The following is a 24215-nucleotide window of genomic DNA, read 5'->3' on the forward strand; positions in this document are numbered from 1 at the left end:
GAAATGTGAAGGCTACGCCGGGCCGGGCAGCAACGAGTTGATGAGTGCCTCAACCCGCACCCGGATCCCGTCACGAATGGGCCGAACCGCCTCAACATCCTGTCCGGCCGGGTCATCCAGCTGCCAATCCTCGTAGCGCTTCCCGGGGAACACGGGGCAGGTATCGCCACAGCCCATGGTGATGACGACGTCGGACATCTCAACTGCCGCCGTGGTCAGGACCTTAGGGACTTCAGCAGAGACGTCAATGCCGACCTCGCGCATGGCAGCCACCGCGGCAGGGTTCACTGAATCTGCGGGGGCGGACCCGGCGGATCGGACGTCGATCTGCCCAGCCGAAAGATTGCTGAGGAAGGCTGCGGCCATTTGGGATCGTCCGGCATTGTGCACGCAGACGAAGAGCACGGAGGGCTTGGCGGTGTTCATGCGGTGACCTTTTCTGAAGAGCGGACGGTGAAGAATTTGCGGGACCAGAGGGCCACATAGACCAGGGCCACGAGCAGCGGCACCTCGATCAGCGGGCCCACCACTCCGGCGAGCGCCTGGCCGCTGGTGACGCCGAAGGTGGCGATGGCCACGGCGATGGCGAGTTCAAAGTTGTTGCTGGCTGCCGTGAACGCGAGGGTGGTGGTGCGTGCATAGCCCATCCGCAGCACCCAGCCGATGGCCATCGAGGCAAAGAAGACCACCACAAAGTAGACCAGCAGGGGCAGCGCGATCCGGAGAACGGACAGCGGCTGAGCGATGATGGCGTCACCCTGCAGCGCGAAAAGCAGCACAATCGTGAACAGCAGGCCGTACAGCGCCCACGGCCCGATCCGTGGAAGGAAGACAGACTCGTACCAGTCGCGGCCGCGCGCCCGCTCCCCCAACGTGCGGCTCAGGTAGCCGGCCACAAGCGGGATGCCCAGGAATACCAGCACCGAGAGCGTGATGGTCCAGAACGAGAAGTCGGCGCTCGTGGTGGGCAACCCCAGCAGCGCAGGCAGCCATTGCAGGTAGAACCAGCCGAGCGCACCAAAGGCAAACACCTGGAAAACGGAGTTGATGGCGACCAGCACGGCCGCAGCCTCGCGGTCGCCGCAGGCAAGGTCGTTCCAAATGAACACCATGGCGATGCAGCGCGCCAGCCCCACAATGATCAGCCCGGTGCGGTATTCGGGCAGGTCCGCCAGAAATATCCACGCCAACACGAACATGAAGGCCGGTGCCAGGACCCAGTTGATGGCCAGCGAGGTCACCATGAGCCGCTTGTCGCCCAGCACCCGCCCGGTTTCGCTGTAGCGGACCTTGGCCAGGACCGGATACATCATGACCAGAAGTCCGACGGCGATCGGGAGTGACACTCCCGCCACCTGGAGGGCTCCCATCGCCTCGCCCAATTGCGGTATGAGGCGTCCCATCCCGAGTCCCAGTGCCATGGCGGCGAGGATCCAGAGGGCCAGGTAGCGGTCCAGGGTGGAAAGTTTGGCCGTCAGTTGCCCCGTGTCCTCGGGTGCGGCGGTGGTTGTCACGGCAGATACTCTCCAAATTCAGACATCGACGGCTTTCGATGTTTCGAGTATGGTTGAATATATCGACAGTTGTCAATCTCCCACCGGGGAGCAGAATGAAGGCGAGGCCAGAACGATGCCGACTCCGCTCGTTACCGAAACTATTGCGGTTTCCAACAGCAAGGCCGCTCCGCAGTGCTGCGTCGCAGCACCGGCTGAAGGCGTATTGTCGGCAGAGGATGCCGTAGCCCTGGCTGCCCGGTTCAAGGCGTTGGCGGACCCCAACCGTTTGCGCATCCTGTCGATCATCTCCACCGACCCCGCGGCCGAGACCTGTGTCTGCGACATCACCGAGCCATTGGAGTTGGGGCAGCCCACGGTGTCGCACCACCTGAAGATCCTGGTGGAGGCGGGGCTGCTCACCCGCGACAAGCGGGGCGTGTGGGCGTACTACTCCCTGGTGCCCGGAGCCTTGGAATCCCTCGCCGCAACCCTGACCCCGAAGGATTGATCATGAACACCACTACCAAGGCCGCCAAGCCCGCCGTCTTGTTCGTCTGCGTTAAGAACGGCGGCAAGTCCCAGATGGCCGCCGGCCTCATGAAAAGTGAAGCCGGTAACGGCATTGCGGTCAGCTCGGCCGGTACCCACCCCGGCAGTGCCGTCAACCAGCTCTCGGCGGAAGTCCTGGCGGATCTCGGGATCGACATCAGCGCGGAACAGCCCAAGCTGCTGAAGGAGGAGCACATGCGCGCCGCCGGGCTCGTCGTCGTACTGGGCACCGAGGCCCACGTTCCCGCCGTCGAAGGTGTAACCATGGAGGTCTGGGAAACGGACGAACCGAGCACGCGCGACATCGAGGGCAGGGAACGCATGGAACTCATCCGTGACGACATCCACGCCAGGGTCAGGGACCTCAGGCTGCGTCTGCTCGCCGGCGGCTAGGCGGAGCGTTGTTGGTTCACCCTTGACTCTCGAAGTTGCCGAACACCTGCAGCCAAGATCTCCCGCACCAATTCGCTGGCCGGAATCTCGCGCTCGGCCGCAAGCTCCACAATCTGATGCTTCATTTCCGCAGTGACCCTCAGGTTCAGCTGCGGTGAATGCTTCCCCAGCGGCGCCTGGGGATCAAGATTCGGACGCCCACCTATGAGGCGATTTAGCTCTCCGGGGTCCATTCCAGCCGCGGCAAGGATATCTCGCGCATGAGCAGCGGCATCAGCTCCATGCAACACACCCTCATAACTCGCTGAGGGGACCATGTCATTTTCTGCCCAGTCAGCCATCGCCTGATAGTAATCTTGCTGCTCCGCGGTCAGTTCCGGCGTTGATTTCTCAGCCATCGTTTCTCATCCTTCCCAGCATCCTCGAACGGGCTTCCATTACATGAAAAATGAGCACGTCCCGCGGCGGTGTAATCTCCGCCATTACTTCAAGCAACGGCCCTCCCCGTTTCCGTGGCGGACCAATGTACAAGGTGGGCCTACCCCGGCCCGCAATTCTTGGATCGTCGAACTCAGTTTCCAAGTGATAGGCATTCACCATGGCGTGTAACGCATCCTCATGCGGAACACCATGCTTATCTGCAGAAGCTGCAAACATGATTACCATCAACCAATTGTCCTACAAAAGCTTATGCAGCACAATAGTCTGTTGTGCCGGATGCTGTCGCGCCCTCAGCGCAGCACCGCTGACTGCCCACGCTCCACCAACGGCGCGATGCCGGCGTAAAAGAACTCAATGCTGTCGGCCGACCCGTGCTGCACACGCTTCATGACCTTGCCCATCGCCATCACCGTGACACTGCACGCCGGCTCGCCAACAACCAAAACAAAGGCATCGCCGCCGTCATCCTCCACGTAGCGACCACCAAAATCGGCGCGGGCCACCTCGAACACGTAGGCGGCGGCGCGAAGGTAGTCGTCCTGGCTCAGCGGCGTGGTCCGCTCGCCGTACTCACCCAGCAAACGGTCGACGGCGGCCAGAGACTCCGGCGAGCCGTCCAGTTCGCCCATAGAGACAAAAGAACCCGCGGCTGCCGCGACAAAGTCGGCTGCGTGGCCGGTCATGGTTTTCGCGAGCTGGGCGGTGGCGGAATCCGCATCGCCGCCGCGTTTGCCGTCCAAATAGTCCCGCAGCAGTTCGAACGACTCCCCGTTGTCGTTGCTGAACTTGGGGAGCAGCCCTGTGGCCCACATGATCCATGCGACCACGCTGGTGCCGATCTTGCCGGCACCCGCCGGTGAGAAGCGGATACTTTCGGTCAGCAGGTACCCGTCGTTCACCGGTTCCATCCTCATCCGCACCCGTTGGAGAATGCCGCCCTGTTTGCCTTGGACGTCCATGCGCGATTCCGGCACGTGGTCAGCGATGGTCCATGTGACTACATCAAAGTCACATTCGGCCCCGTGGCGCTCCTCCCATGACTTGCCCGCCTCCAGCGCAAAGTCTGGCCCGGGGACAAACTCTGTCGTGTGCTTCACATATTTACCCGTCACGGCCGGGTTGGTGAAGGCATCCCAGATACCCTCCGGGTCACCCTTGAAATGTGCAAAATTGCTGAACGAGGCGTATCCCAACTGCGCTCCTGTATTGATCGGCTGAAACCAATAACCGAGTATAGGCAAGCCGCTCCCCTTCTGTAGAAGGACGGCGCCGGGACGTCACTTTCCCCCAGTATTCTCACCAAGCCCCGCAGCCACCGAGAGAAGGAAGACCCCGCCGCGGGACCAAGCCCGCGGCCAAACTTCCCAAATAAGGAAGTGTCTACTGTTCCTGCATGGGTATCCGCACCCGCGTGTTCCTGCACGGGTATCCGCACCCGCGCTCGGCCGCAAGCGGAGTGCCGAAAGCAACAGACACCCAGCCGCCTAGGTGGATGGAAACCGAGATGGCACCGGAGGCCGAGTTCAGCATGACGCTCAATAGCGGCCAGCCGGCGATGGCGCCACAGGCCTCCCACGAGCACGCGCGCGCCCGGTCGCATCATAGACCGCCAAGTCCTCGGTCCGCCAGGACTTCGCCAAAAGCTCGGTGCCGCGGGCCGCGCGACTGATGCGGGAGGGGTCATGCATCGTCACCGTAATTCATTCGTTCATTGGTGGTTCATCACGAATGACCGGAAGGGTCCTGCATAAGTTCATCTACGTTCTCATCCAACCCGCGCAAACCGCACAAACCTCCCGGTTCATAGTCCAGACAGTCTATGATCCAAGACAATGCGGCTGTCTCTAGGGCATGATCGACGGCGGGATGTCGCCTTGCACTCTTGGCTCGCCCGGTTGTGGGGTTCCGCAACATCGGCATAGACCTGTGCAGCCAGGAGACCCGCGGGAATGCGTGGCATGCCGTCGCTTGGTCCCCACGGCTGCGGGGTATTGGCGCGGTAACATATACCCTTTAAGTGAGATTTGGCATACTCTCAGATTGAACAATAGCGGACACCGTGCCTCTATCGTTTTCGGCCTGCACTTTTGGTCTCCGTGAAGGCCGGGGTTTTTATTTACGCACCTCACAAAACTGATTCAAAATAACTTCTTGGAAGAGGAAGAGAAAATAGAAAATGGGGGAACCATATGGAACTGAATAACGTACCCGTCCGGCCAGAACCGGTGCGGGGCAGTCCACCTATCAGCCGCTCACTGCGGCGGCTTCGAAACTCCGTCAGTCACGGTATGCGAGGGTCACGAAAGATCGTAGCGGCAATGGCTGCTACAGGAATTGCCATGGCAGGCGTCGTTGCCCTTGCCCCGGCAGTATCGGCGGCCCCGATCAATCCCCAGCCTGTAAGCTGTGTCAACACCATCTACGCGCTTGAGCACACCGCAAATCCGCACCGGATTATCGCTGTTAACCAAGACGCGGGAACGCAAACACCAATCGCAAGTATTTCCGGGGCAGGAGCCAGCAACGCCCTTGCCGTCGACAGTGCTACCAACAGCTTTTGGGTCGCGTCACAAGCTACAAATCAAGTTACCACTACGGTCAGCCGCATAGATTCAATGACCGGCGCCGTCACAAACTTTCCTCTGCAGTTGACAACCCTCCCGGCGACCAATGGTGGCCTGGTGATGGGTGCGCACTCCTCGTCGACTGGCATCTACTACTTTGGCGCTGTATCAGCCGGAACCCTCTACGTATATGGTTTCGACACCACAACCAACACGGCCATTCCTGGAGTCATCGCCCGGATTACCTTGGGCATCGAGAATAATGGTGATTTTGCTCTGGACGGGCAAGGCCGCCTATTTTTGGTCAATTCAGGCGCACTGCTGAGAGTTGATGTTCCCCTGCCGACCGTGGGAACTCCGAATGGACCCTTGCTGTCGGCATCTTCCATCGCTGCGCTCGATTCGGGGCCCACGGGGTCGCTGGCGATAGGCAGCGACGGATACCTTTATGTGGGCATCAATGTGGCAGGCGCAACGGTGACAAACAATGTCAAAGTAAATCCAAGCACGGGCGTTGTCGTCAGCACCACGCCCTTGACTGGCGCAGGGTTGATCGGCGACTTTGCCTCCTGTGCTCAGCCCAACACCATCACTGTCGAAAAGAACCTGCCGGACAACCGTCTGGCTGCCACGGATCAGTTTGAAGTTGCTGTTACAGGCGGAGGAATCTCCACCGGAAACCGTGGGCTCACTGAAGGTAATGAGAGTGGGATTCAGAACCAAGTCGCGAGCGAAGCAGCAGGACCGCTTCTCGGCCTGGTGGGGCAGACATACGCCATTGCCGAATCGCCAGCAGGAACAACCAACGCAGACAGCTACATGTCGAGTTGGCAATGCATCAACAGGTCGGACGATGATGCCGTTGTAGCCGAAGGCTTGGGATCTACCGGTTCCTTCACCATGCCCAGCACAGGCGCCATGGGATCGGACATCGTCTGCCAGTTCACAAATATTCCCCGCATGCCCGCAATTTCGTTGGAGAAGACTTCCGACAGGGACACGCTGGTCCTGGGCGAGACAATTACCTATTCGTTCCTCGCACGGAACACAGGGAACGAACCGCTGACGGACGTCGTCATCTCCGAAAGCAGCTTCACAGGCTCCGGCCAGATGTCCCCCTTGACCTGCGTTCCGGGGCAGCCGGCCAACTTGGCAGTTAACGACACCCTCCTGTGCACGGCTACGTACGCTGTCACGCAGGCTGACGTCGATGCTGCATTTGTGGCCAATAGTGCCGATGTCACGGGTAATCCACCCACCGGGCCACCCGTCACCGCAGCAGATGACGTACAAGTACCTTCTACGCCGGCACCTGCGATGACGTTTACCAAGACCGCTGACGATTCAGCAGTTCAGAACCCCACACAGGTCGGAGATGTTATTACCTATAACTTCACCGCCAACAACACCGGAAACGTCACCCTGACCGGAGTCGTCATCAACGACGCCCTGGCAGGACTGTCCGAGCTCGTCTACACCTGGCCCGGCACCGCAGGAACCCTGACACCGGGTGAAACCGTGACAGCAACCGCCACCTACGCGATCACCCAAGCCGATATCGATGCCGGCCAGGTCGCGAACACAGCAACAACCACCGGCACACCACCGACCGGCGACCCGATCACTCCCCCACCGGGAGAGACCACCACACCGATCCCGCCGGCACCTGTAGATCCCACTGATCCACCGGTGCCGACACAACCGCCGGTACCTGCAGATCCGACAGCGCCAGCAGTACCCGTCGTACCTACAAAGCCGACAGCGTCGGCAAGTCCGACATCTCCAGCGGGCAACGGCGGCTCTCCGCTGGCCATCACTGGTGGAGGGCTGGTCTTGCTGCCGCTCGGACTGTTTGTGCTTGTGGGAGGCATGATCGTCTTGGTCTCCAACCGTCGACGGGCCAAGAGAATGTAGGAAGAATGTAATTATGTAGTTCGCTCTGCTGGGTTCGCCGGTTCCGTTCAGGTCCGGCGAACCCAGTTTTTTCACCATAGAAATGAGAATCAGTTTGTCATTCCGTAAGAAGCTCGTCACTACTGTTGTGGTTCTGGGGCTTGGTGCCGTTCTCTCGAGCTGCGCGTCCGAGGATGCTCCGCCGTCCAATAACGAATCGAATGTATCCCAGACGATCACCACCCAGAAGGCTACGACGGAAAAGCCCGTGGCTTCAAACCCCGGGAAAGGAATAATCACGGCCACGAAGATGAACTCCTGCAGCACTGACACCGGGCCGGTCACTGCCGAAGGAACCGTCATTCCTCCAGCGAACACTCCCGGAAAAGTCGTGATTACGGTCAGCTGGATTGACTCGACGAATTCCTCTGTTTTCGCCCAGGGCAGTCAGACCTTCAAAGATCCTGAGCCGGGGAAGAGTCTGGATTGGTCAATAGCCTCGACCTTGGACGCCGAGTCCACGAATGTCCAGTGTGTACTGGGGGCGACTGTCCTCCCATAGGCGCGTGATCTTTGACGTTACCGTTCCAAAGCGACCGCGCCGCGTTCCAGGCATTTCACACGTTTAGGTTCAAGCTAAAAAGGAGGACCCCCGGAATCCGGGGGTCCTCTTTTTGACACACACAGCGGCCGGCCTTGCCCGACGCCTGCCAGGAGAATAGGACCGCTGTAGCCCGTTTCTTGCCACGTTCATGGAACCAGCTGTTCAGCCAGTCATTGAACCGTCAGGAGTGTTGCACCGAGGCGTCCTTCGTTTCCTTGTTTAATCATCCCGTCATCGTTTCCGGCATGGAGGTCAACAGGGACGGTCCTCAGGGAAGTCGACGTGGTTGAGATTCGGAAAGTTTTGCGAGCGTGGCCTGCTAATGCGGGTTGCACACCGTGGGCGAGCGGGCAAGGAGGCGGCCGCCCCGGCGCGCTGATCAAGCATGAGGAACAAATCCGAGACTTGGACACAACGCCATGGCACCCCGCGAAACTCGTCCCAGAGTCGATGGGAACCCCGCCGCGGGACCAAATCCGCGGCGGGACGTCCCAAATATGGATGGAGCTATTGCTCCTGCATGGGGATCCGCACCCCGCGCTCGGCCGCAACCTCAACAGCCCGCTCATACCCGGCGTCGGCGTGGCGGATCACACCCATGCCGGGGTCGTTCGTCAGCAAGCGGGCAAGTTTTTCCGCAGCCAACGGGGTGCCGTCGGCGACGGAGACCTGGCCGGCGTGGATGGAGCGGCCGATGCCCACTCCCCCGCCGTGGTGAATGGAAACCCAGGTGGCGCCGGATGCTGTGTTGAGCATGGCGTTCAGAAGAGGCCAGTCAGCAATGGCGTCCGAGCCGTCTTTCATGGCTTCGGTCTCGCGGTACGGCGATGCCACGGAGCCGGAGTCGAGGTGGTCGCGCCCAATGACAATCGGCGCGGACACCTTGCCGGAAGCCACCAACTCATTGAACAGCACACCGGCCTTGGCACGTTCGCCGTAGCCGAGCCAGCAGATGCGGGCCGGCAGGCCCTCGAACTCAACATGCTCCTGGGCGGCGTCGAGCCAGCGGTGCAGATGGGCGTTCTCGGGGAACAGTTCCTTCAGCGCCTCGTCGGTGACGCGAATATCTTCCGGATCCCCGGACAGGGCAACCCAGCGGAACGGGCCCATCCCCTCGCAGAACAACGGACGGATGTAGGCCGGGACGAAGCCCGGGAACTCGAACGCCCGCGAGTAGCCACCCTTGCGGGCCTCGTCGCGGATGGAGTTGCCGTAGTCGAAGACCTCGGCGCCGGCGTCCTGGAATTCCACCATGGCCTGCACGTGGCGGGCCATCGCATTCTGGGACTTCTTCGTGAAGCCGTCGGGATCGGCCTCGGACTCGGCAGCCCACTCCTCCACGGAGTATTCGGTGGGCAGGTAGGAGAGCGGATCGTGCGCACTCGTCTGGTCAGTGACAATGTCGACCGTGAATTCCCCGGCCTTGTGGCGCTCCAGAATGGCGGGGAAGATCTCCGCGGCATTGCCCACGACACCCACGGACAGCGGAGTCTTGGAAGCCTTGGCGGCGAGCACGCGCTCCAGCGCAGCATCCAATGAAGGTGCCAGCTCATCCAGGTACCGCTTGCCCACGCGGCGCTTGAGCCGCTCCTCCGACACGTCAACGATCAAGCAGGCACCGCCGTTCAGCGTGACGGCCAGCGGCTGCGCGCCGCCCATGCCACCACAGCCGCCGGTCAGGGTCAGCGTCCCGGCCAGGGTGCCGCCGAAGCGCTTCTCCCCGATCGCCGCGAAGGTTTCAAAGGTGCCCTGCAGGATCCCCTGCGTGCCGATGTAAATCCAGGAACCGGCCGTCATCTGGCCGTACATCATGAGCCCCTCGGCCTCGAGCTTGCGGAACTCGGGCCAGGTAGCCCAGTCCCCCACCAGATTCGAGTTGGCCAACAGCACACGAGGCGCCCACACGTTGGTGCGGAAGACTCCCACCGGCTTGCCCGACTGCACCAGGAGGGTCTCGTCGTCATCGAGCGTCTTGAGCGTGGCCACAATTGCGTCGTAGGCCTCCCAGGAACGGGCCGCCCGCCCGGTGCCGCCGTAGACCACGAGATCCTCGGGTCGCTCGGCAACCTCGGGGTCCAGGTTGTTCATGAGCATGCGCAGCGGCGCCTCGGTCTGCCAGGATTTTGCCGAAAGGTCGGTGCCACGTGCCGCGCGGATGGTGCGGGAGGGGTCATGCATCGTTGCCATGATTGCTTCCTTAGCTGTTGGTTCAAGGTCGGTGCCCGGAAAATTCCCGGAGTGCTTCTATGTCTCAATCAAACCCCGGCCCGACGCGCAATCCTAGGGGCTCGGCAGGCAGACCGTCTGTCATCCAAGACAATAGGCAGCTTCAGGGGATGCACGACGGCGGGATGTCACCTTGCGTGGTTGACCCGCCCATGCGCTGCCTCAAGTGCGCGATTACGAGCCTTTGAGCCTTCCGAACGACAGTGTTACAGGTAACAATTTTGGTATGGCTGCCAGGGATCGAGTGAGTGAGTACCGGCGACGGATGCGGAAACAGGGCTTCCGGCCGCTTCAAGTGTGGGTGCACGACGCCCGCACCGCGGGCTTTCGTGAAGAAGCGCATCGGCAAGCATCCGCCATCGCCGCGGCAGATACCTTGACTGATTGCCAGACCTTCGTAGAGGCTGCATCTGTTTCGTGGGAAGACGAGTGATCAGGGACGAAATCTGGACGGTTGCCGGAGGCGTCTGTTCCAGCAAGCCGCGCCCGGCACTAATGATGCAAGATGGCCGCTTCGAAGCGACAGAATCCATCACCGTGCTGCCGCTAACTTCAACCTTGGTAGACGCACCTTTGCTGCGCATCGCCGTTCAACCGACAGAGCTGTCAGGCTCGCTCCGGGACAGCTACATCATGGTGGACAAACTGACGACCGTGCGCAGATCCAACGTGCAGTCCCGCGTCGGGAGACTGACACCCACCCAGCTGGATCAGGTGGAGCGGGCCCTGCTCGTCTTTCTCGGGATCGCTTGATAAATGCCCGTCAGGGGCACCCGCAGGAGCAGATCCGGCGGGGTGGACACGGCGGTGGGCACGAACGGATTGTCCACGATCTAGTCTCGTGAATATACGTGTAAGTCGTGAATATGGCTCACACGCTACGCGAGTCCCAGTTCCAACGACCAGCAGGCACCAACGGCTCAAGGATGCAACGACCAGAAGCGGCGGCCGCCCCACCAAGGGGGGACGGCCGCCGTCGAACTTCAAGCAGGTGTGCTAGACGAACGCGGCGATCCCCGTGATGGCGCGTCCGGCAACCAGGGTGTTGATCTCGTAGGTGCCCTCGTAGGTGTAGATGGCCTCGGCGTCGCAGAAGATCTTCGCCATCTCGTAGTCCACGGAGACGCCGTTGCCGCCCAGGATGCCCCGGCCCAGCGCCACGGTCTCGCGCATGCATTTGGTCACGAAGGCCTTGGCCATGGCGGAATGTTCGTTGCGGGTGGTGCCCGCGTCCTCCATCTGCGCCAGCCGGACCATCATGCCCATCGACGCCTGCGCGTTGGAGAGCATGGTGACCAGTTGTTCCTGGATGAGCTGGAAACTGGCAATGGGCTTGCCAAACTGGTGGCGCTCCACGGCATACTTCCGGGCCACATCGAACGCCGCCAGTTGGATGCCCACGGCCTGCCAGCCCACCGTGGCGCGGGTGGTCTTGAGCACCTTGTTGGTGTCGCGGAAGCTGTTGGCGTTGGCCAGCTTGTTGAAGGCCGGCACGACGACGTCCTGCAGGACAATGTCGGCATTCTGGACCGCGCGCAGGGCAATGCGATTTTCAATCAGGGTCGCGGTGAAGCCCGGGGTGGAGGTGTCCACGAGGAAGCCCTTGACCTGGTCGTCGGCCACGTCCTTGGCCCACACGATCACATAGTCGGAGAACGTGGAGTTGCCAATCCAGCGCTTCTCTCCGTTCAAGACCCATGAATCACCGTTCCATTCGGCCGTGGTTTGGGTGCCGCCGGCAACGTCGGATCCGGCCAAAGGCTCGGTGATGGCAAAGACGCCGGTCTTGCGCAGCGCGTAGATGTCCGGCAGCCACGCCGCCTTCTGCTCCTCGGAGGCGAGCAGTTCGATGGAGCCGGTGAACAGTCCGTCGTGGCCGCTGAAGAACGTGCCGAAGGAGGCGTCCACGCGGTGGATGGCGGCGGTGACCATGCCGGCCAGCAGGTGCGAATATCCTTGGCGGCGGACCGGGCTGATCATGTCCAGCTTGGCAACCTCGGGGATCAGGTGGACGGGGAATTCGCTGCGGTTCCAGAAGTCGCGGGAGACGGGCCGGACGTTGGCCTCCATCCAGTCGCGAATTTCATTTATCCGGGCCAGCTCGTTGGCCGGAAGCAGGGATTCAAAAAAGAAGAAATCGCCATCAGGGTATGGCAGAGCGGTGGAAGCGGCGGCCGGGCCAGCCACAGTGGCGGCGGAAACAGCGGTGTCGGTCATGGAAATCTCCTCCAGGGGATGGGGCAGGGTGGCCGTTGGCCGGGGGATCTGCCGGAAGGCGGCGCATGGCACCCGCTCCGGGCCGCCGTTGTGGATTGCGGTGTCCTTCGAACATAGCCCGGACCGGGGTGGAAAATATGAGCCCGATCACGCAAATCGGCTGCTCGTCTCGGATCACAGACGAGTTTGGTGAACCGCATCACGTTCCGTCCACGCATTCATGCTCAGATGGACTCAAGAAATTCACCACGACAACGCAACGTTCCAATGGAGGAATGAGATGTCCAGAATACAAACTGTGCGAAAGAGCGGGCCGGCCATTGAGCGCCGATCCATCGACTTCGTGCCGCACCGCGAGCGCCACGGCAAGCCCTTTGGCCAGTTCACCCTGTGGTTCGGGGCGAACATGCAGATCACTGCCATCGTCACCGGTGCCCTGGCCGTCATCTTCGGCGCCCCCGCATTTTGGGGCATCATCGGCTTGTTCATCGGCAACCTGCTCGGCGGCGCCGTCATGGCCCTCCATGCAGCGCAGGGTCCCAAGCTGGGCATGCCGCAGATGATCTCCAGCCGCGCCCAATTCGGCGTGTTTGGCGCCGTCATCCCGCTGATCCTGGTCATCGTCATGTACCTGGGCTTCGCCGCCACCGGGGCCGTGCTTGCCGGGCAGGCCGTGGACCAGATCCTCCCCACCGACAGCCCCGTTGTGGGCGTGCTGGTCTTCGGTGCACTGACCGTGCTGGTGGCCACGCTGGGCTACAAGTACATCCACATGTTGGGCCGGATCTCCACGATCGTGGGCATCATCGGCTTCACTTACCTTGCCATCCAGCTTTTCCTCAAGCACGACGTCGGATCCGTCATGGGTGTGGGTGGTTTCGCCATTCCCACGTTCCTGCTCGCCATTTCCCTCAGCGCAGGCTGGCAGTTGACGTACGGCCCCTACGTGGCGGACTACTCCCGCTACCTGCCGGCCAACACACATGCCACCAAGACGTTCTTCGCCTGCATGTCCGGTTCCGTTCTGGGCGCCCAGTGGTCCATGACCCTCGGCGCAATGTTCGCAGCCATCGCGATGCCTTCCGGGAAGGCGTTCATTGACAACCAGGTGGCGTTTGTGGGCGATCTGGCCGGTGGCGGCGCCATTGCCGTGCTGATGTACATCGTGATTGTGGTGGGCAAGCTGACCGTTAACACGCTTAATGCCTATGGCGGCTATATGACCATCCTGACCTCCGTCAGCGCCTTCACCCGCCAGCTGCGTTTTGCCCCCTGGGTCCGCTTTGCCTACGTCATCGGCTTCATCGGTGTCTCCGTCATCATCGCCCTCGTGGCCTCCGAGGGCTTCATCTCCAACTTCAAGAACTTCGTGCTTCTGCTGCTGATGGTCTTCATCCCGTGGAGCTCCATCAACCTGGTGGACTTCTACTTCTCCTCGAAGGAAAAGGTGGATATCCCGGCGCTCTACGACCCCAAGAGCCGCTATGGCGCCTGGAATGTTCCAGCACTGCTGACCTACCTGCTCGGCGTTGTGGTGCAGATCCCGTTCCTGGCCCAGTCCATGTACACCGGCCCCATCACTCCCCTGCTGGGCGGCGCGGACATCTCCTGGCTCGTCGGACTGGTGGTCACGGCCCTTGTCTACTACCCCGTGGCCAAGCGCTTCAACCACCCGCCGGCAGAGATGGTCTACCCGGCCGACGACGAAATCTCCCCCGATCCCGCAGTGGTGGAGCCCCTCGAAACCCCCGCCCCATGACCACGGTCCAGACCATTCCAGAGACCGTACCGGGGACCTCACCCGTGCCCCGGCCGCGGCAGCTGGTGTCCACGCTGCCCGTCTATTCCAAGGCGGGCGGCACGGTCCCACCCAGGTGGCGGGCGTCGTCGAACGAGTCCTTCCTGCCGCCGTCGCCCCCGGTCCTGGCCGCCATTGATGCAGCGGCCCGGCATTGTCAGCAGTACCCCACGCTGCAGGGCGATCCACTGGTCGCGGCGCTGAGCCGCGGCCTGGGGGTCGCCGAGGATCAGGTTGTGGCCGGCGCCGGCTCGCTCGCGGTGCTCCAGCAGCTGCTGACGGCATTCGCCGGTCCCGGCAAGAACGTGGTTTTCGCCTGGCGAAGCTACGAGGCCTACCCCATCCTGGTCCGCCTCACCGGAGCCCGCGACATCCAGGTGCCGCTCACCGCCGCCCACACGCACGACCTCCCGGCCATGGCCAGCGCCGTCACCGCCGACACCGCGGCCGTCATCCTGTGCAGTCCAAACAATCCCACGGGCACGGTCCTGGCTGCGGCGGCGCTGGAAGACATCCTGGTGCGCATCCCCTCGCACGTGCTGGTGGTCCTGGACCAGGCGTATCTGGAATTTACGGACGACGCCGGCGCCTCCTCCCAGCACAGCCTTGCCTTGCTCGCGGCTCACCCCAATCTCGTCCTGCTGCGCACCTTTTCAAAGGCGTACGGTCTGGCCGGGCTGCGGGCGGGTTACCTTGTGGCCGGAGAGGACATTGCCGCTGCCGTGCGCGCCGTCTCGCCACCCTTTGGCCTGAACAAGGTGGCAGAGGCTGCCGCCGTGGCCGCCCTGGCCGACACGAAGGCGCTGGATGCGACTGTTTCCACTGTCCGGGAGGGGCGCGCAGCCCTGCATGCAGCGTTCACAGCCTGTGGCCTGCACCTTCCGGACAGCGGCGGAAACTTCCTGTGGCTGCCGGTTGGCGACGGTGCCGCGTCGCTGGAGGCCGCCTGCCTGGCTGAAAGTGTCAGCGTCCGCAGCTTCGCCGGTGAGGGCGTGCGGGTCACGGTTGGCTCCCGCGACGCGGAGGCTGCCGTGTTGCGGGCCGTGGAAGCGTGGCTGGCCGACTAGTCCCCGTAGCTCCGTACCAGAGCCACGCTCACCCGCTGGGCCGCAGCCGTCGGGAGATTTCCGTGGCGCAGCGTGTGACCTCGGGCAGCCATTGCTGTGCCAGGTCCTCTACCCTGATGGTTCGTTCCTGGACGATTCCCTCGGCCGCATTGCGGGCCGCGGCGGCCGGACTCAAGGCAGGGCGGTTGGCCACCGTCAACGTCACGCTGGCCACGGCGAGCCCGCTGTGGTCAAGGACCGGGACCGCGATGCTGGAGAACCCGTCGGTGACCTCGTCCTGTTCCCAGGAGAAGCCCCGCTCCCTGATCCGCTCCAGCAGTTCGTTCAGCGCAGGCACCGAGTGCACACCCGTTTCATACCGTGTGGGGAATGCCTCGGGCCCCGGAAACAAGGCGTCCAGCTGTTCGGCCGACATCGCGGCCAGCATGGCGCGGCCGCTGGCCGTGAGGTGCGCCGGCAGCCGGACACCGGGATTCGTCACGAGGGTGGACTGCCGCTTGGCCCGCTCCTCGATGACATAGATGACCTCGCGCCCGTGCATGACGGCCAGGTGGGCGGTTCGCTTGGTGCGCTCCACGAGCTGCGCCAACGGAAAACGGGCCAGCCGCTGCAGCGGCGCCTGGCGGGAATAGCCCGTCCCGAGCTCGTGCGCGGTGACACCCAGCGCATACTTGCGCTCCTCCGGCAGGTGCACCACAAAGCCGTCGTCCACCAGGGCGGCGAGCAGGTGATAGGTGGTGGAGCGGGGCAGGTCCACGTCCCGGGCGATGGCGGCAGCCCCCACCGGTCCGGCCTGCGCCGCCACGTAGCGAAGTACCGAAAGCACGTTTCTGGCTGCCGGGACCTGCGGCAAATTCTGTGTACCCATGCAGACATGCTAGCCCTAACTCGTCTGTGATCACAGACGAGTTAGGGCCAAGGAATGGGTTCTTCGCGCATTTCAATGCTGTGATGGTAGTAACAACGACCGGATTGCCGGACCATCCCCACGTACAAAGGCTGGATTTTTCATGACTACTCCCCCACCTGTCGCGGCCACCCACAAAACCGCTGCCCACGATCCCGCAGCCCTTAACCGTCCCGGCTCCCTCGAGGGCCTGCGCGTGCTGGACCTGTCCCGGGTGCTGGCCGGCCCTTTCTGTGCCATGATCCTGGCGGACCTGGGCGCCGAGGTCATCAAGGTGGAGAGTCCCGACGGCGACGACTCCCGCCATTTCGGGCCCTGGTTCAACGGCGAATCCGCCTACTACCGCCTGTTCAACCGCAGCAAGTACGGCGTCACGATGGACCTGAAGGTTGCCGAGGAGCGTGAGCGCCTGCTCGCCCTGGTGAGGCGGTCCGACGTCGTGATTGAGAACTTCCGGCCCGGGGTCATGGACCGCCTCGGTCTCTCCGCAGAGAAGCTCCTGCAGGAGAACCCGCGGCTGGTCGTTGTCAGCATTTCAGGCTTTGGCCAGGCAGGGCCGCTGCAGAACGCCCCGGCCTACGACCTCATTGCGCAGGCCATGAGCGGGCTGATGTCGATCACCGGCTGGCCGGGCGGGGAGGCGACGCGGATCGGCATCAGCATTGGTGATGTCATTCCCGGCCTGTACGGGGCGATCGCCGCGCTGGCGGCCATCAACGAGCGCCACCTGACGGGCAGGGGCCAGCATATTGACGTCGCCATGCTGGACAGCCTGATCTCCGTGCTGGAATCGGTGGGCATGCGTGCCCTTCACGGCGAGGAGCCCGTGGCCTGCGGCAATGACCATGCCATGTCCACGCCGTTCAGCACCTACCAGACCGGGCGCGGTGCCATCGCCATCGCCATTGCCGGGGACCGTTTGTTACCGCGGCTGACCGAGGCGCTGAATCGTTCGGAGTGGCTCAGCGACGACCGTTTCAAGGAGCAGACACGGCGCAACGAATTCCCTGCCGAATTCCGGGCCGCACTGGAGGAGGCGCTGCACCCCTTCACCGATGACGAGGCGATCGAGCTGCTCTCCGCCCACCACGTGCCCGTCTCAAAGGTGCACTCCGTCAATGAGGCGCTCACCAGTGAGCACTCGGCCCACCGCGGCAACGTCGCCACCGAGTCGGACGGCTTCAAAACGCTGGCGTCCCCGCTGCGATTGTCAGGGTCCGTGGCACCGTCGCCCGCTCCTGCCCTGGGCCAGCACAACAGTCTGGTCGACACCTGGATTGCGGGTGGGGAGCGCACCGGGTTGTAGTGGATGGACGACGGCGGGCCACCACCGTGAGCGGGTGACTCACCGTCGGCGCCCCACCCACAGCCCGTGCAGCAGCGGCAGTACCGACACAATCATCAACACATTCCCGAACACCAGGTCGCCCGCCCGCACCACCGCACCGGCAACCAGCAACGCCCCGAACACAACGAACGAGGTCAGCCGCTGAGTCAGCCGGCCCAGCCGTGCCGTCTGTCGTTCCAGGCGCCGGTTGGACACCGTCAGCGTACCCTCCTCCGCATGAGCCAGAAAAGTGTCCAGCCGCTTCGGCAAACGAACAGCAATGCCTGCAATCTCAAGCGCCTGCCGGCCCACGTCCTGCACCAGGTTCCCGCGCTCGTCGCGCAGCAGCTGCGCAGCATAAGGCTCAATCGAGTCCCAAAGATTGAACTCGGCATCCAGAGCGCTGCACACTCCGGAGGTCAGCGACATCGCGCGGATGATGAGCAGGAAGTTCTCCGGCAGCTGAAACGGCAGCGCGCGCACCACCTCGCCGAATTCCCCCGCAAAGTCACGGAATTCCTTCTGGTCCACGTCGCGCAGCTGGGCGAACCCCATCCCGCCAAACCGGGCAAAGAGTTGGGTCATCGCCCGCTCCAGCTCGTGCGTGTCCGCCGACGGCACCAGCACACCAACCTCGCCCATCGCCTCCACCAGCCCTGCGCCGTCACGCGCGGCCGCCGCGATTAGCAACTTTCGCAGCCCGCTGCGCGTCGTATCCGAAACATGGCCCATCATGCCGAAGTCAATAAACGTCAGCTTCCACGGGCGCCCAGCGGACGGTGAGGCAACCGGGGTCACAAAAATGTTGCCGGGGTGCGGATCGGCGTGGAAGAAGCCGTTGGTGAACAGCTGGTCGAACATGACCGATGCGAATACCGGGGCCACCTCCTTGGGATCGATCCCCGCCGCGCGCAGCGCTTCAGAATCCGTGACTTTGATGGCTGTGACATCCTCCAGTGTCAGCACGCGCCGCGTCGTCCGCTCCCACACGACGCCGGGCACGGCCACTTTCACATCAGAGGCAAATTCCTCGGCGAAGCGCTCGGCATTCGCCGCCTCGTTCAGGTAGTCGATCTCCTCGAGGCTGGTCTTGGCAAACTCCTCCACCAGGGCGGGAGCGTCAACACGGGAAGACACCAGCCGCACATGGCTGAGCCAGCCAGCCACCTTGCGCAACGCTGCGAGGTCCACATCCACAATCGATTCAATGCCGGGGCGCTGGACCTTTAACACAACTGTGCCGAGCCCGGCATCTGCGGCATTGCCCGGCAGCAGCTGCGCCCGGTGCACCTGCCCAAGCGATGCGGCAGCAACGGGTGTCGAATCCACCGAGGCAAACACTGCCTCCAGCGGTGCACCCAGCTCCGCCTCCGCCAAAGCCCGGATCAACGGAAAAGCCACCGGCGGCACCTCATCCTGGAGCCCCTCCAACTCGGCGGTGATTTCCGGCGGCAACACATCCAGCCGGGAGGACATGAACTGACCCACCTTGATCATCAGCCCGCCCAGATCCACGGCCAGCACATGGAAGCGCCGCGCGAACCGCCGCATCCGCTCCGCCCTGCTGCGCTCGGCGATCCTGGAGAGCCCAACCCGCGGAAGCAGCAACTCGTACCACCACGTCACCGCCAGGTTCCACGCCGCGAAGCGCAGGATGCGGCGGTAGCGCGCGCGGATGTTCCCGGCGCCGGGCACCGTCTCCGTGCCGTCGCGTCGAGCCAAGGCCACCTACGTCAGCCCTCGGCGAGGATTGAGTACAGTTTCCGACGTGCCTCTTCGAGCACCGCCACGGCGTCTTCGACCTGCTTCTTATTGCCCGTGCGCCCCACCTGAGCCGCTGCCTGGGCAAGTTCCATGCCAGCCTTCGGCAATGCCGTAAACACAGGGTTCGGCCCGGAAGCCTCCCAGGGCGAGACAGATTCGGCACCCGCTGCCTCTTCCCGACCCGCCTCAGTCAGCGAATAGATCTTGCGTCCGTTGTCCTCCTCGGCGCTGACCAGACCCTCATCGGCCAGCAACTGCAAGGTCGGATAGACGGAGCCGGCGCTGGGTTTCCAGCTCCCACCGCTGCGCTCCTCTATTTCACGGATGATCTGGTACCCGTGCATGGGACGCTCCGCCAGCAATGCCAGCACCGCCGCCCGCAATCCGCCGCGCCCGGCACGGGTGCCCGAGCGCTTTTCAAACCGTGACCGGAAGTCTTCGACGGCCTGCCACACGCCGTCGAAGTTGTTGCCCATGAATCCGCCTGCGGGGAATGAATTGTTCATTTTGAGCTCCTTAGTCAATCGCGAACGATACTAAACGATAGCTAACGATATACCCGGGTGGTCTCAAAGACAATGGTTCCGTCGCGTCTCACAGCTACCAGGCACGACGGTGGGAAGCTGAGCAAACCCACCAAATGAGAATTGCCGCACTCGCCGTGCTGACGTCGCTTCCATTGTCAGCAGTGGGCAGCGTGGTGGAGGACACCAACGTGAAGCAACTGATCCTTCAGTCAGCAGCGCCCGCTCGCAGCAGATCGTGTTGATTCATCCCCGGAGCGGCAACGACAGATCATCAGGGTATGCCCACAAGTCCCCATGCAACTTCTGAACGAGTATCGGGAATGCCGTCTACGGTCAGTCTAAAGGTGCGGCTAAGTTTCGTGGCACGCGTCTCGCATCGGTATTACACGTCACTGGTGTCGTCCATCCGGTCAGACAGGACTGTGATGGGACTCTGCGGATCGAGCTCCTATTGAAGCCATGCCCGACCTGCTACCACGGTAAGTGCTAGCCGCCCGCCTGATGGGCTGATTCATGGGAAAGACAGCCCATCAGAGTGTCAGTCGCGAGCTGAGTCGTACCCGGGCTACGGCCTAATATCATCATCACAATGCTAAGTCTGGAGAACATAAGACACGCCCACTACGAGTACCCAGATGGAAGACACCAACCACAGCACTTCTTGCCCCACTGATCCCCAACTGCAACAGGAAGCTATCAGGGCGGCTGCAAAGTCTTTTGTGAGTGACCGGCGTCTTAACATGTGAGACGAATGGGGTCGTGGCTGTTAAAAAGCGAGAACTCCCGTTAAGCCAGCTGGTGTCTAAGCCGCTGGATTGCCAGGAGTTCTCGCATGTCATCTTCTCACTCTGCTTTGTTCATTGACGAATCCACTGCGCTGGGTGGGGTGGAAGTTGATCCGGGCAAGGTCCTTGCGGCTCTGTGTGAGTTGCCGGATCCACGCAAGATACGAGGGATCAGGCACCGTTTTCCGCACTTGTTCGTCATCATGGTGTGCTCAGTGTTGGCGGGGGCAAAATCGTTGGTGGAGATGGCGGAATGGGCTTCGGACACGGCACGGGACCAGCTCGCTGCTTTGGGGATTGGTGCCCCGCACGCCACCACGCTCGGTAGGGTTTTCGAACGCCTTGATGTTGACCTGCTGGACCGGTTGTCCGGGGAGTGGGAGCAGGCTGCAACAACCGTGTCTGCGATCGCTCTGGATGGCAAGGAAGTCCGTGGCGCCAAGAACGGCGGCGGCACGCGCGTGCGTTTGATGGCGGCCATTGACCATGGAACCGGTGCCGTGTTGGGTCAGGTATCGGTAGCCGAGAAATCTAACGAGATCCCCTACTTTTCGGCGCTTTAGACGGTATCAAGGACCTTACCGGGGTTGTCGTGTCTGCGGACGCCCTTCATCCGCAGCGTAAACACGCCGACTATCTCCACGACCGTGAAGCCTTCTATGTACTCACAGTTAAGGGGAACCAACCTGGTCTGCATAAGCAATGTGCCGATCTTCCATGGAAGCGCGTCAGGGCTGGAAACAAGATGGTTGAAACTGCCAACGGCAGAGACATTGAAAGAACCATCAAGTGCGTCAGTATTTCCGCGGGCATCAACTTCCCCCACGCGGCCCAAACCGCTCAAATCATCCGCAAGTCACAGCCGGTGGGTACCCGCAAGTGGCACACCGGGAGGGTGTACATCGTCACGTCGCTGACACCAGCGCAAGGAAACCTGCCGAGATAGGGGCGTGGATCCGCAGTCACTGGGCCATTGAAAACGGCCTCCACTACCGGCGCGACGTGACCTGGAGAGAAGATCACAGCAAAGTCAGAAACGGTGAAGGGCCACGAGTCATGGCCTCCCTCCGCAACATCGCCATCACGATCCTGCGACTCCAAGAAGAAACCAACCTCGCCAAAGCCACCCGCGCAGCCCGAAACTACCCCGACCGGGCACTCAAGCTAGGCGGCATCACTACCAGCTAAACGACATTGCAGCCGCCCCGAGGAAGCTATGGTTCTTCGAGTCCAAATCGATGGGCAGTTTCGCGGCTGTGCATGGACAATTTCAAGAGGTTGCCAATACCTCATCAAGCGTACTAGACAGTATGAGCTCTTGTTGTAGACTAAATCCTTGCTGAGCTCAGATTACTGTCAAACACCGGAGACATCCTAATCATCAATTCACTAGACACATTCAGTCATGGAAACGTCAATGTTGGGTATCGATTTAAAAAGTCGACCAGCGACAGACGACATCTGCTCGTAATTATGTCAGGATATAGAAAACGCGGAACCTTTGACTTTGAGGGTTCCACAGTAAAAGACTTAAAGTGCGATATTCTGTGGATTGAGGACTGGTTTGACGATAATCATTCATATTACATCAGGACCGCTTCGGGATTTGACAACTCGATTGCCATTCAGTCGCTAATTGAAAGTATTCTCAAAGAACGCGGGCTAACCAAAAATCAGTGCACTATTGCCGGCTTCTCAAAAGGGGCAAGCGGTTCACTTTATCACGGCCTCGCTTTCGACTATCCGAATATAATTGCCGCTGCACCACGAATGAACATCGGGTCATCTACTCGGGTTCGGCACCCTGATGTTTTCGCCAATATGACTAGCGATGGCAGCGAAGAGGAGGCTCGAGAGCTTGACAAAATAATACCAGACCTACTAGAAAACGATCCAAATAAGAGAAGGAACATATATCTCATTTCCTCTCCCTCCGACTATCAATATAAAACTGAAATTTTACCGTTTCTGTCACTGTATCGAGCCTATGATAATTTCAACTATTTTGAGACCGCAAGCTCTTTGGTGAAGGAGCATATTGATGTAACTTGGTACAATATACCCATAATAATATCCACTATTGTAGCACTTTGCGAAGGAACGCATCCTAGGTATGGCGAGGTCTATAACGGAGACACGAATCTGTCAGCGCTCGACCCTCAGCCTTCAATTAACGGGGTAGCCTCACGCAATGAGGCATTAGCAGAAATGTCGCACATTTATATTTCTAATGGCCTAGTCTTTCCCCAAGGATTCGCCTTCATTAAAGGCGAATCTGCAGGTGAATACAATCAATTGTCTCGCAGTCTAGTTTTAAGATCAAATAAAAAAAGGCACGCATTTCCCCTTGGCGGTGTGCACGACCATCGGATGAGTGCGCGGTATTTTGAAGATCAGTATTGCAATTATTCGAAAACCCGTTTCGCATCACCAAAATTCGCTGGGATTGATCTTTCCATTTTGGAGGACGGGGTCTACGATATAGGCGTTTCTCTAAGACATGGAACATATGACAAGACAATTTGGAAATTATTTGTCTCTGATAAGCCATATGAAGGTATTTGGAAGAATCGATTTATCCGTATCACGGTATCAGACGGTTTGGGAAGATTGGTAGTCAGGCCGATTAATTCAAAACAACTTGGATCGGGTTATTTTAGCTTGGAATCCTACTGGGCCAAAAGTGACATGCTACATGTCGAGGGATACTATGGTGTCTTAGGTGCTCAGACTCGGATCTGGTCTGATGTAAATTTTTATCTGCTCTTCCTCGATGTGCGAACCAACGCTGTAATTGCTAGCGAAAGAATTGCTAAGGATAGACGATCGAACATTTCTGCATTGATCGGCGACGAGTGGGGGGATTATTCAAAGTCATATTTTTCAACTCCCAAACATTCGGGTATAAGTCTCAAAGATATTCCGGCTGGGGAGTATAATCTCTCTATTACCGCAAATTTCCGAGGAGAGATATATACTCGTCCTCTTTGCGTATCAGTTTTGATAGAGGATAATTCGGATGTTTATATCACGCCGACAGGTAACAACGGTGGGCATAAGAGAGTTGCCATATCCTCGACGCAACAAATTATTTGAGTAGAAGAGTTGTCTGTGGGGCATAGTGTGTTTTCGTTTTTGGATCGGGCGGACATCGCAGTAGGTACTCTGGCTGGTCGGACGGATCGTCAGATTGGTGCTGATCTCGAACGGGACCAGACGAACATTTGACGAGAACGCCACAAGAATTCGACGAAGCGTCGCGGCTACCGGACCGTGAGTGCAGACTGTTCAGCTGAATGGAATGGCAAGACTGATTCTGATTCAGTCGTAGAGGCCCGTGTGAGGCAAGATCTCGCCATGCCTAGGACGTCTCGTCAGATCGTAAGGCCGTGTGCGTCTGGAAGCCACGGACGCCAGAGTGTGTTTCGGCAGGTTAGCGTATGGCGGTGTCAAGCCGTCTCCCACACAGACGAACACGGTGAAGAGAACACCTGGTCGGTGGCCGACACGCTCGTTGACTTGTCCCTAAACACCACGAACCACGGAGAGCCCCCAAACCGTCGAGTACTCACCGCTCAAATCATCCGCAAGTCACAGCCGGTGGGTACCCGCAAGTGGCACACCGGGAGGGTGTACATCGTCACGTCGCTGACACCA

21 protein-coding genes are annotated in these 24215 nt (G+C 60.8%); 12 read left to right on the forward strand and 9 right to left on the reverse strand.

The features are described 5' to 3' along the window. Positions 1 to 12 precede the first annotated feature (12 nt). A complete protein-coding gene (locus art_RS05705) occupies positions 13 to 426 on the reverse strand; it encodes an arsenate reductase ArsC (RefSeq protein ID WP_038463092.1) in 414 nt (137 codons plus the stop codon). Continuing rightward, on the reverse strand, positions 423 to 1514 hold the full coding sequence (arsB, locus tag art_RS05710) for an ACR3 family arsenite efflux transporter (RefSeq protein ID WP_038463094.1): 1092 nt from the start codon (positions 1512 to 1514) through the stop codon (positions 423 to 425). The genes art_RS05705 and arsB overlap by 4 nt, the downstream gene beginning before the upstream one ends. Positions 1515 to 1629: 115 nt before the next feature. On the opposite strand from arsB, the gene art_RS05715 reads away from it, so the two are divergent. Beyond that, complete coding sequence (locus art_RS05715; protein ID WP_052136037.1) at positions 1630 to 2004, forward strand: metalloregulator ArsR/SmtB family transcription factor; 375 nt, start codon at positions 1630 to 1632, stop codon at positions 2002 to 2004. A 2-nt stretch (positions 2005 to 2006) separates the two neighbouring features. Continuing rightward, positions 2007 to 2438, forward strand: coding sequence for a low molecular weight phosphatase family protein (locus art_RS05720; protein ID WP_038463096.1), 432 nt, complete (start codon positions 2007 to 2009; stop codon positions 2436 to 2438). Here art_RS05720 and art_RS05725 read toward each other — a convergent pair. Continuing rightward, positions 2435 to 2836: a hypothetical protein gene (locus tag art_RS05725; RefSeq protein WP_038463100.1), complete on the reverse strand. Its 402-nt coding sequence runs from the start codon at positions 2834 to 2836 to the stop codon at positions 2435 to 2437. The two genes, art_RS05720 and art_RS05725, sit on opposite strands and share 4 nt — an antisense overlap. Before the next feature lie 333 nt (positions 2837 to 3169). Further along, positions 3170 to 4120 carry an SRPBCC domain-containing protein gene (locus art_RS20855; RefSeq protein WP_157875159.1) on the reverse strand — a complete coding sequence of 317 codons (951 nt, stop codon included), beginning with the start codon at positions 4118 to 4120 and terminating at the stop codon, positions 3170 to 3172. 1407 nt (positions 4121 to 5527) lie between these two features. Between art_RS20855 and art_RS23125 the strand changes: the two genes are divergently transcribed. Beyond that, positions 5528 to 7357, forward strand: coding sequence for a DUF11 domain-containing protein (locus art_RS23125; protein ID WP_162182034.1), 1830 nt, complete (start codon positions 5528 to 5530; stop codon positions 7355 to 7357). A 1090-nt stretch (positions 7358 to 8447) separates the two neighbouring features. Here the strand turns inward: art_RS23125 and hutU are convergent. Further along, positions 8448 to 10127: a urocanate hydratase gene (gene hutU, locus art_RS05745; protein ID WP_038463102.1), complete on the reverse strand. Its 1680-nt coding sequence runs from the start codon at positions 10125 to 10127 to the stop codon at positions 8448 to 8450. Positions 10128 to 10332: 205 nt separating this feature from the next. Here hutU and art_RS05750 point away from each other — a divergent pair, with 205 nt between their 5' ends. Both art_RS05750 and art_RS05755 read left to right on the forward strand, forming a co-directional pair. Then, positions 10333 to 10599, forward strand: a complete 267-nt coding sequence (locus tag art_RS05750) for an antitoxin MazE family protein (RefSeq protein WP_253901489.1) — start codon at positions 10333 to 10335, stop codon at positions 10597 to 10599. Continuing rightward, positions 10596 to 10919: a type II toxin-antitoxin system PemK/MazF family toxin gene (locus tag art_RS05755; RefSeq protein WP_038463107.1), complete on the forward strand. Its 324-nt coding sequence runs from the start codon at positions 10596 to 10598 to the stop codon at positions 10917 to 10919. Before art_RS05750 ends, art_RS05755 begins: the two co-directional genes overlap by 4 nt. A 243-nt stretch (positions 10920 to 11162) precedes the next feature. Here art_RS05755 and art_RS05760 read toward each other — a convergent pair whose 3' ends face one another. After that, entirely contained in the window at positions 11163 to 12383 is a 1221-nt protein-coding gene (locus tag art_RS05760; protein ID WP_173425227.1) for an acyl-CoA dehydrogenase family protein, read from the reverse strand. A gap of 280 nt (positions 12384 to 12663) precedes the next feature. Here art_RS05760 and art_RS05765 point away from each other — a divergent pair, with 280 nt between their 5' ends. Together art_RS05765 and art_RS05770 are read left to right on the forward strand one after the other, a co-directional pair. Next, positions 12664 to 14142, forward strand: a complete 1479-nt coding sequence (locus art_RS05765; RefSeq protein ID WP_052136041.1) for a cytosine permease — start codon at positions 12664 to 12666, stop codon at positions 14140 to 14142. Beyond that, entirely contained in the window at positions 14139 to 15248 is a 1110-nt protein-coding gene (locus art_RS05770; protein WP_052136042.1) for a histidinol-phosphate transaminase, read from the forward strand. The genes art_RS05765 and art_RS05770 overlap by 4 nt, the downstream gene beginning before the upstream one ends. A 28-nt stretch (positions 15249 to 15276) precedes the next feature. Here the strand turns inward: art_RS05770 and art_RS05775 are convergent, their stop codons facing one another. Continuing rightward, positions 15277 to 16116 carry an IclR family transcriptional regulator gene (locus tag art_RS05775; protein ID WP_157875160.1) on the reverse strand — a complete coding sequence of 280 codons (840 nt, stop codon included), beginning with the start codon at positions 16114 to 16116 and terminating at the stop codon, positions 15277 to 15279. Between the two features lie 142 nt (positions 16117 to 16258). Here art_RS05775 and art_RS05780 point away from each other — a divergent pair, with 142 nt between their 5' ends. After that, positions 16259 to 17461: a CaiB/BaiF CoA-transferase family protein gene (locus tag art_RS05780; protein ID WP_052136043.1), complete on the forward strand. Its 1203-nt coding sequence runs from the start codon at positions 16259 to 16261 to the stop codon at positions 17459 to 17461. A gap of 39 nt (positions 17462 to 17500) precedes the next feature. Here the strand turns inward: art_RS05780 and art_RS05785 are convergent, their stop codons facing one another. Together art_RS05785 and art_RS05790 are read right to left on the reverse strand one after the other, a co-directional pair. Continuing rightward, positions 17501 to 19210, reverse strand: coding sequence for an AarF/ABC1/UbiB kinase family protein (locus art_RS05785; protein ID WP_038463110.1), 1710 nt, complete (start codon positions 19208 to 19210; stop codon positions 17501 to 17503). 5 nt (positions 19211 to 19215) lie between these two features. Further along, entirely contained in the window at positions 19216 to 19752 is a 537-nt protein-coding gene (locus tag art_RS05790; protein ID WP_038463112.1) for a PadR family transcriptional regulator, read from the reverse strand. Positions 19753 to 20605: 853 nt separating this feature from the next. Between art_RS05790 and art_RS20865 the strand changes: the two genes are divergently transcribed. From art_RS20865 to art_RS22125, 4 genes are all read left to right on the forward strand, one after another. Then, positions 20606 to 21121, forward strand: coding sequence for a transposase family protein (locus art_RS20865; RefSeq protein WP_082000126.1), 516 nt, complete (start codon positions 20606 to 20608; stop codon positions 21119 to 21121). Positions 21122 to 21150: 29 nt separating this feature from the next. Further along, positions 21151 to 21504, forward strand: coding sequence for a hypothetical protein (locus art_RS22485; RefSeq protein WP_162182035.1), 354 nt, complete (start codon positions 21151 to 21153; stop codon positions 21502 to 21504). 110 nt (positions 21505 to 21614) lie between these two features. After that, complete coding sequence (locus tag art_RS23130) at positions 21615 to 21746, forward strand: hypothetical protein (protein ID WP_301537954.1); 132 nt, start codon at positions 21615 to 21617, stop codon at positions 21744 to 21746. 285 nt (positions 21747 to 22031) lie between these two features. Then, a complete protein-coding gene (locus art_RS22125; RefSeq protein ID WP_157875161.1) occupies positions 22032 to 23654 on the forward strand; it encodes an accessory Sec system protein Asp2 in 1623 nt (540 codons plus the stop codon). Positions 23655 to 24215: the final 561 nt, after the last annotated feature.

This window comes from Arthrobacter sp. PAMC 25486, assembly GCF_000785535.1.
In the GTDB taxonomy this organism is placed as follows: Bacteria; Actinomycetota; Actinomycetes; order Actinomycetales; family Micrococcaceae; genus Specibacter.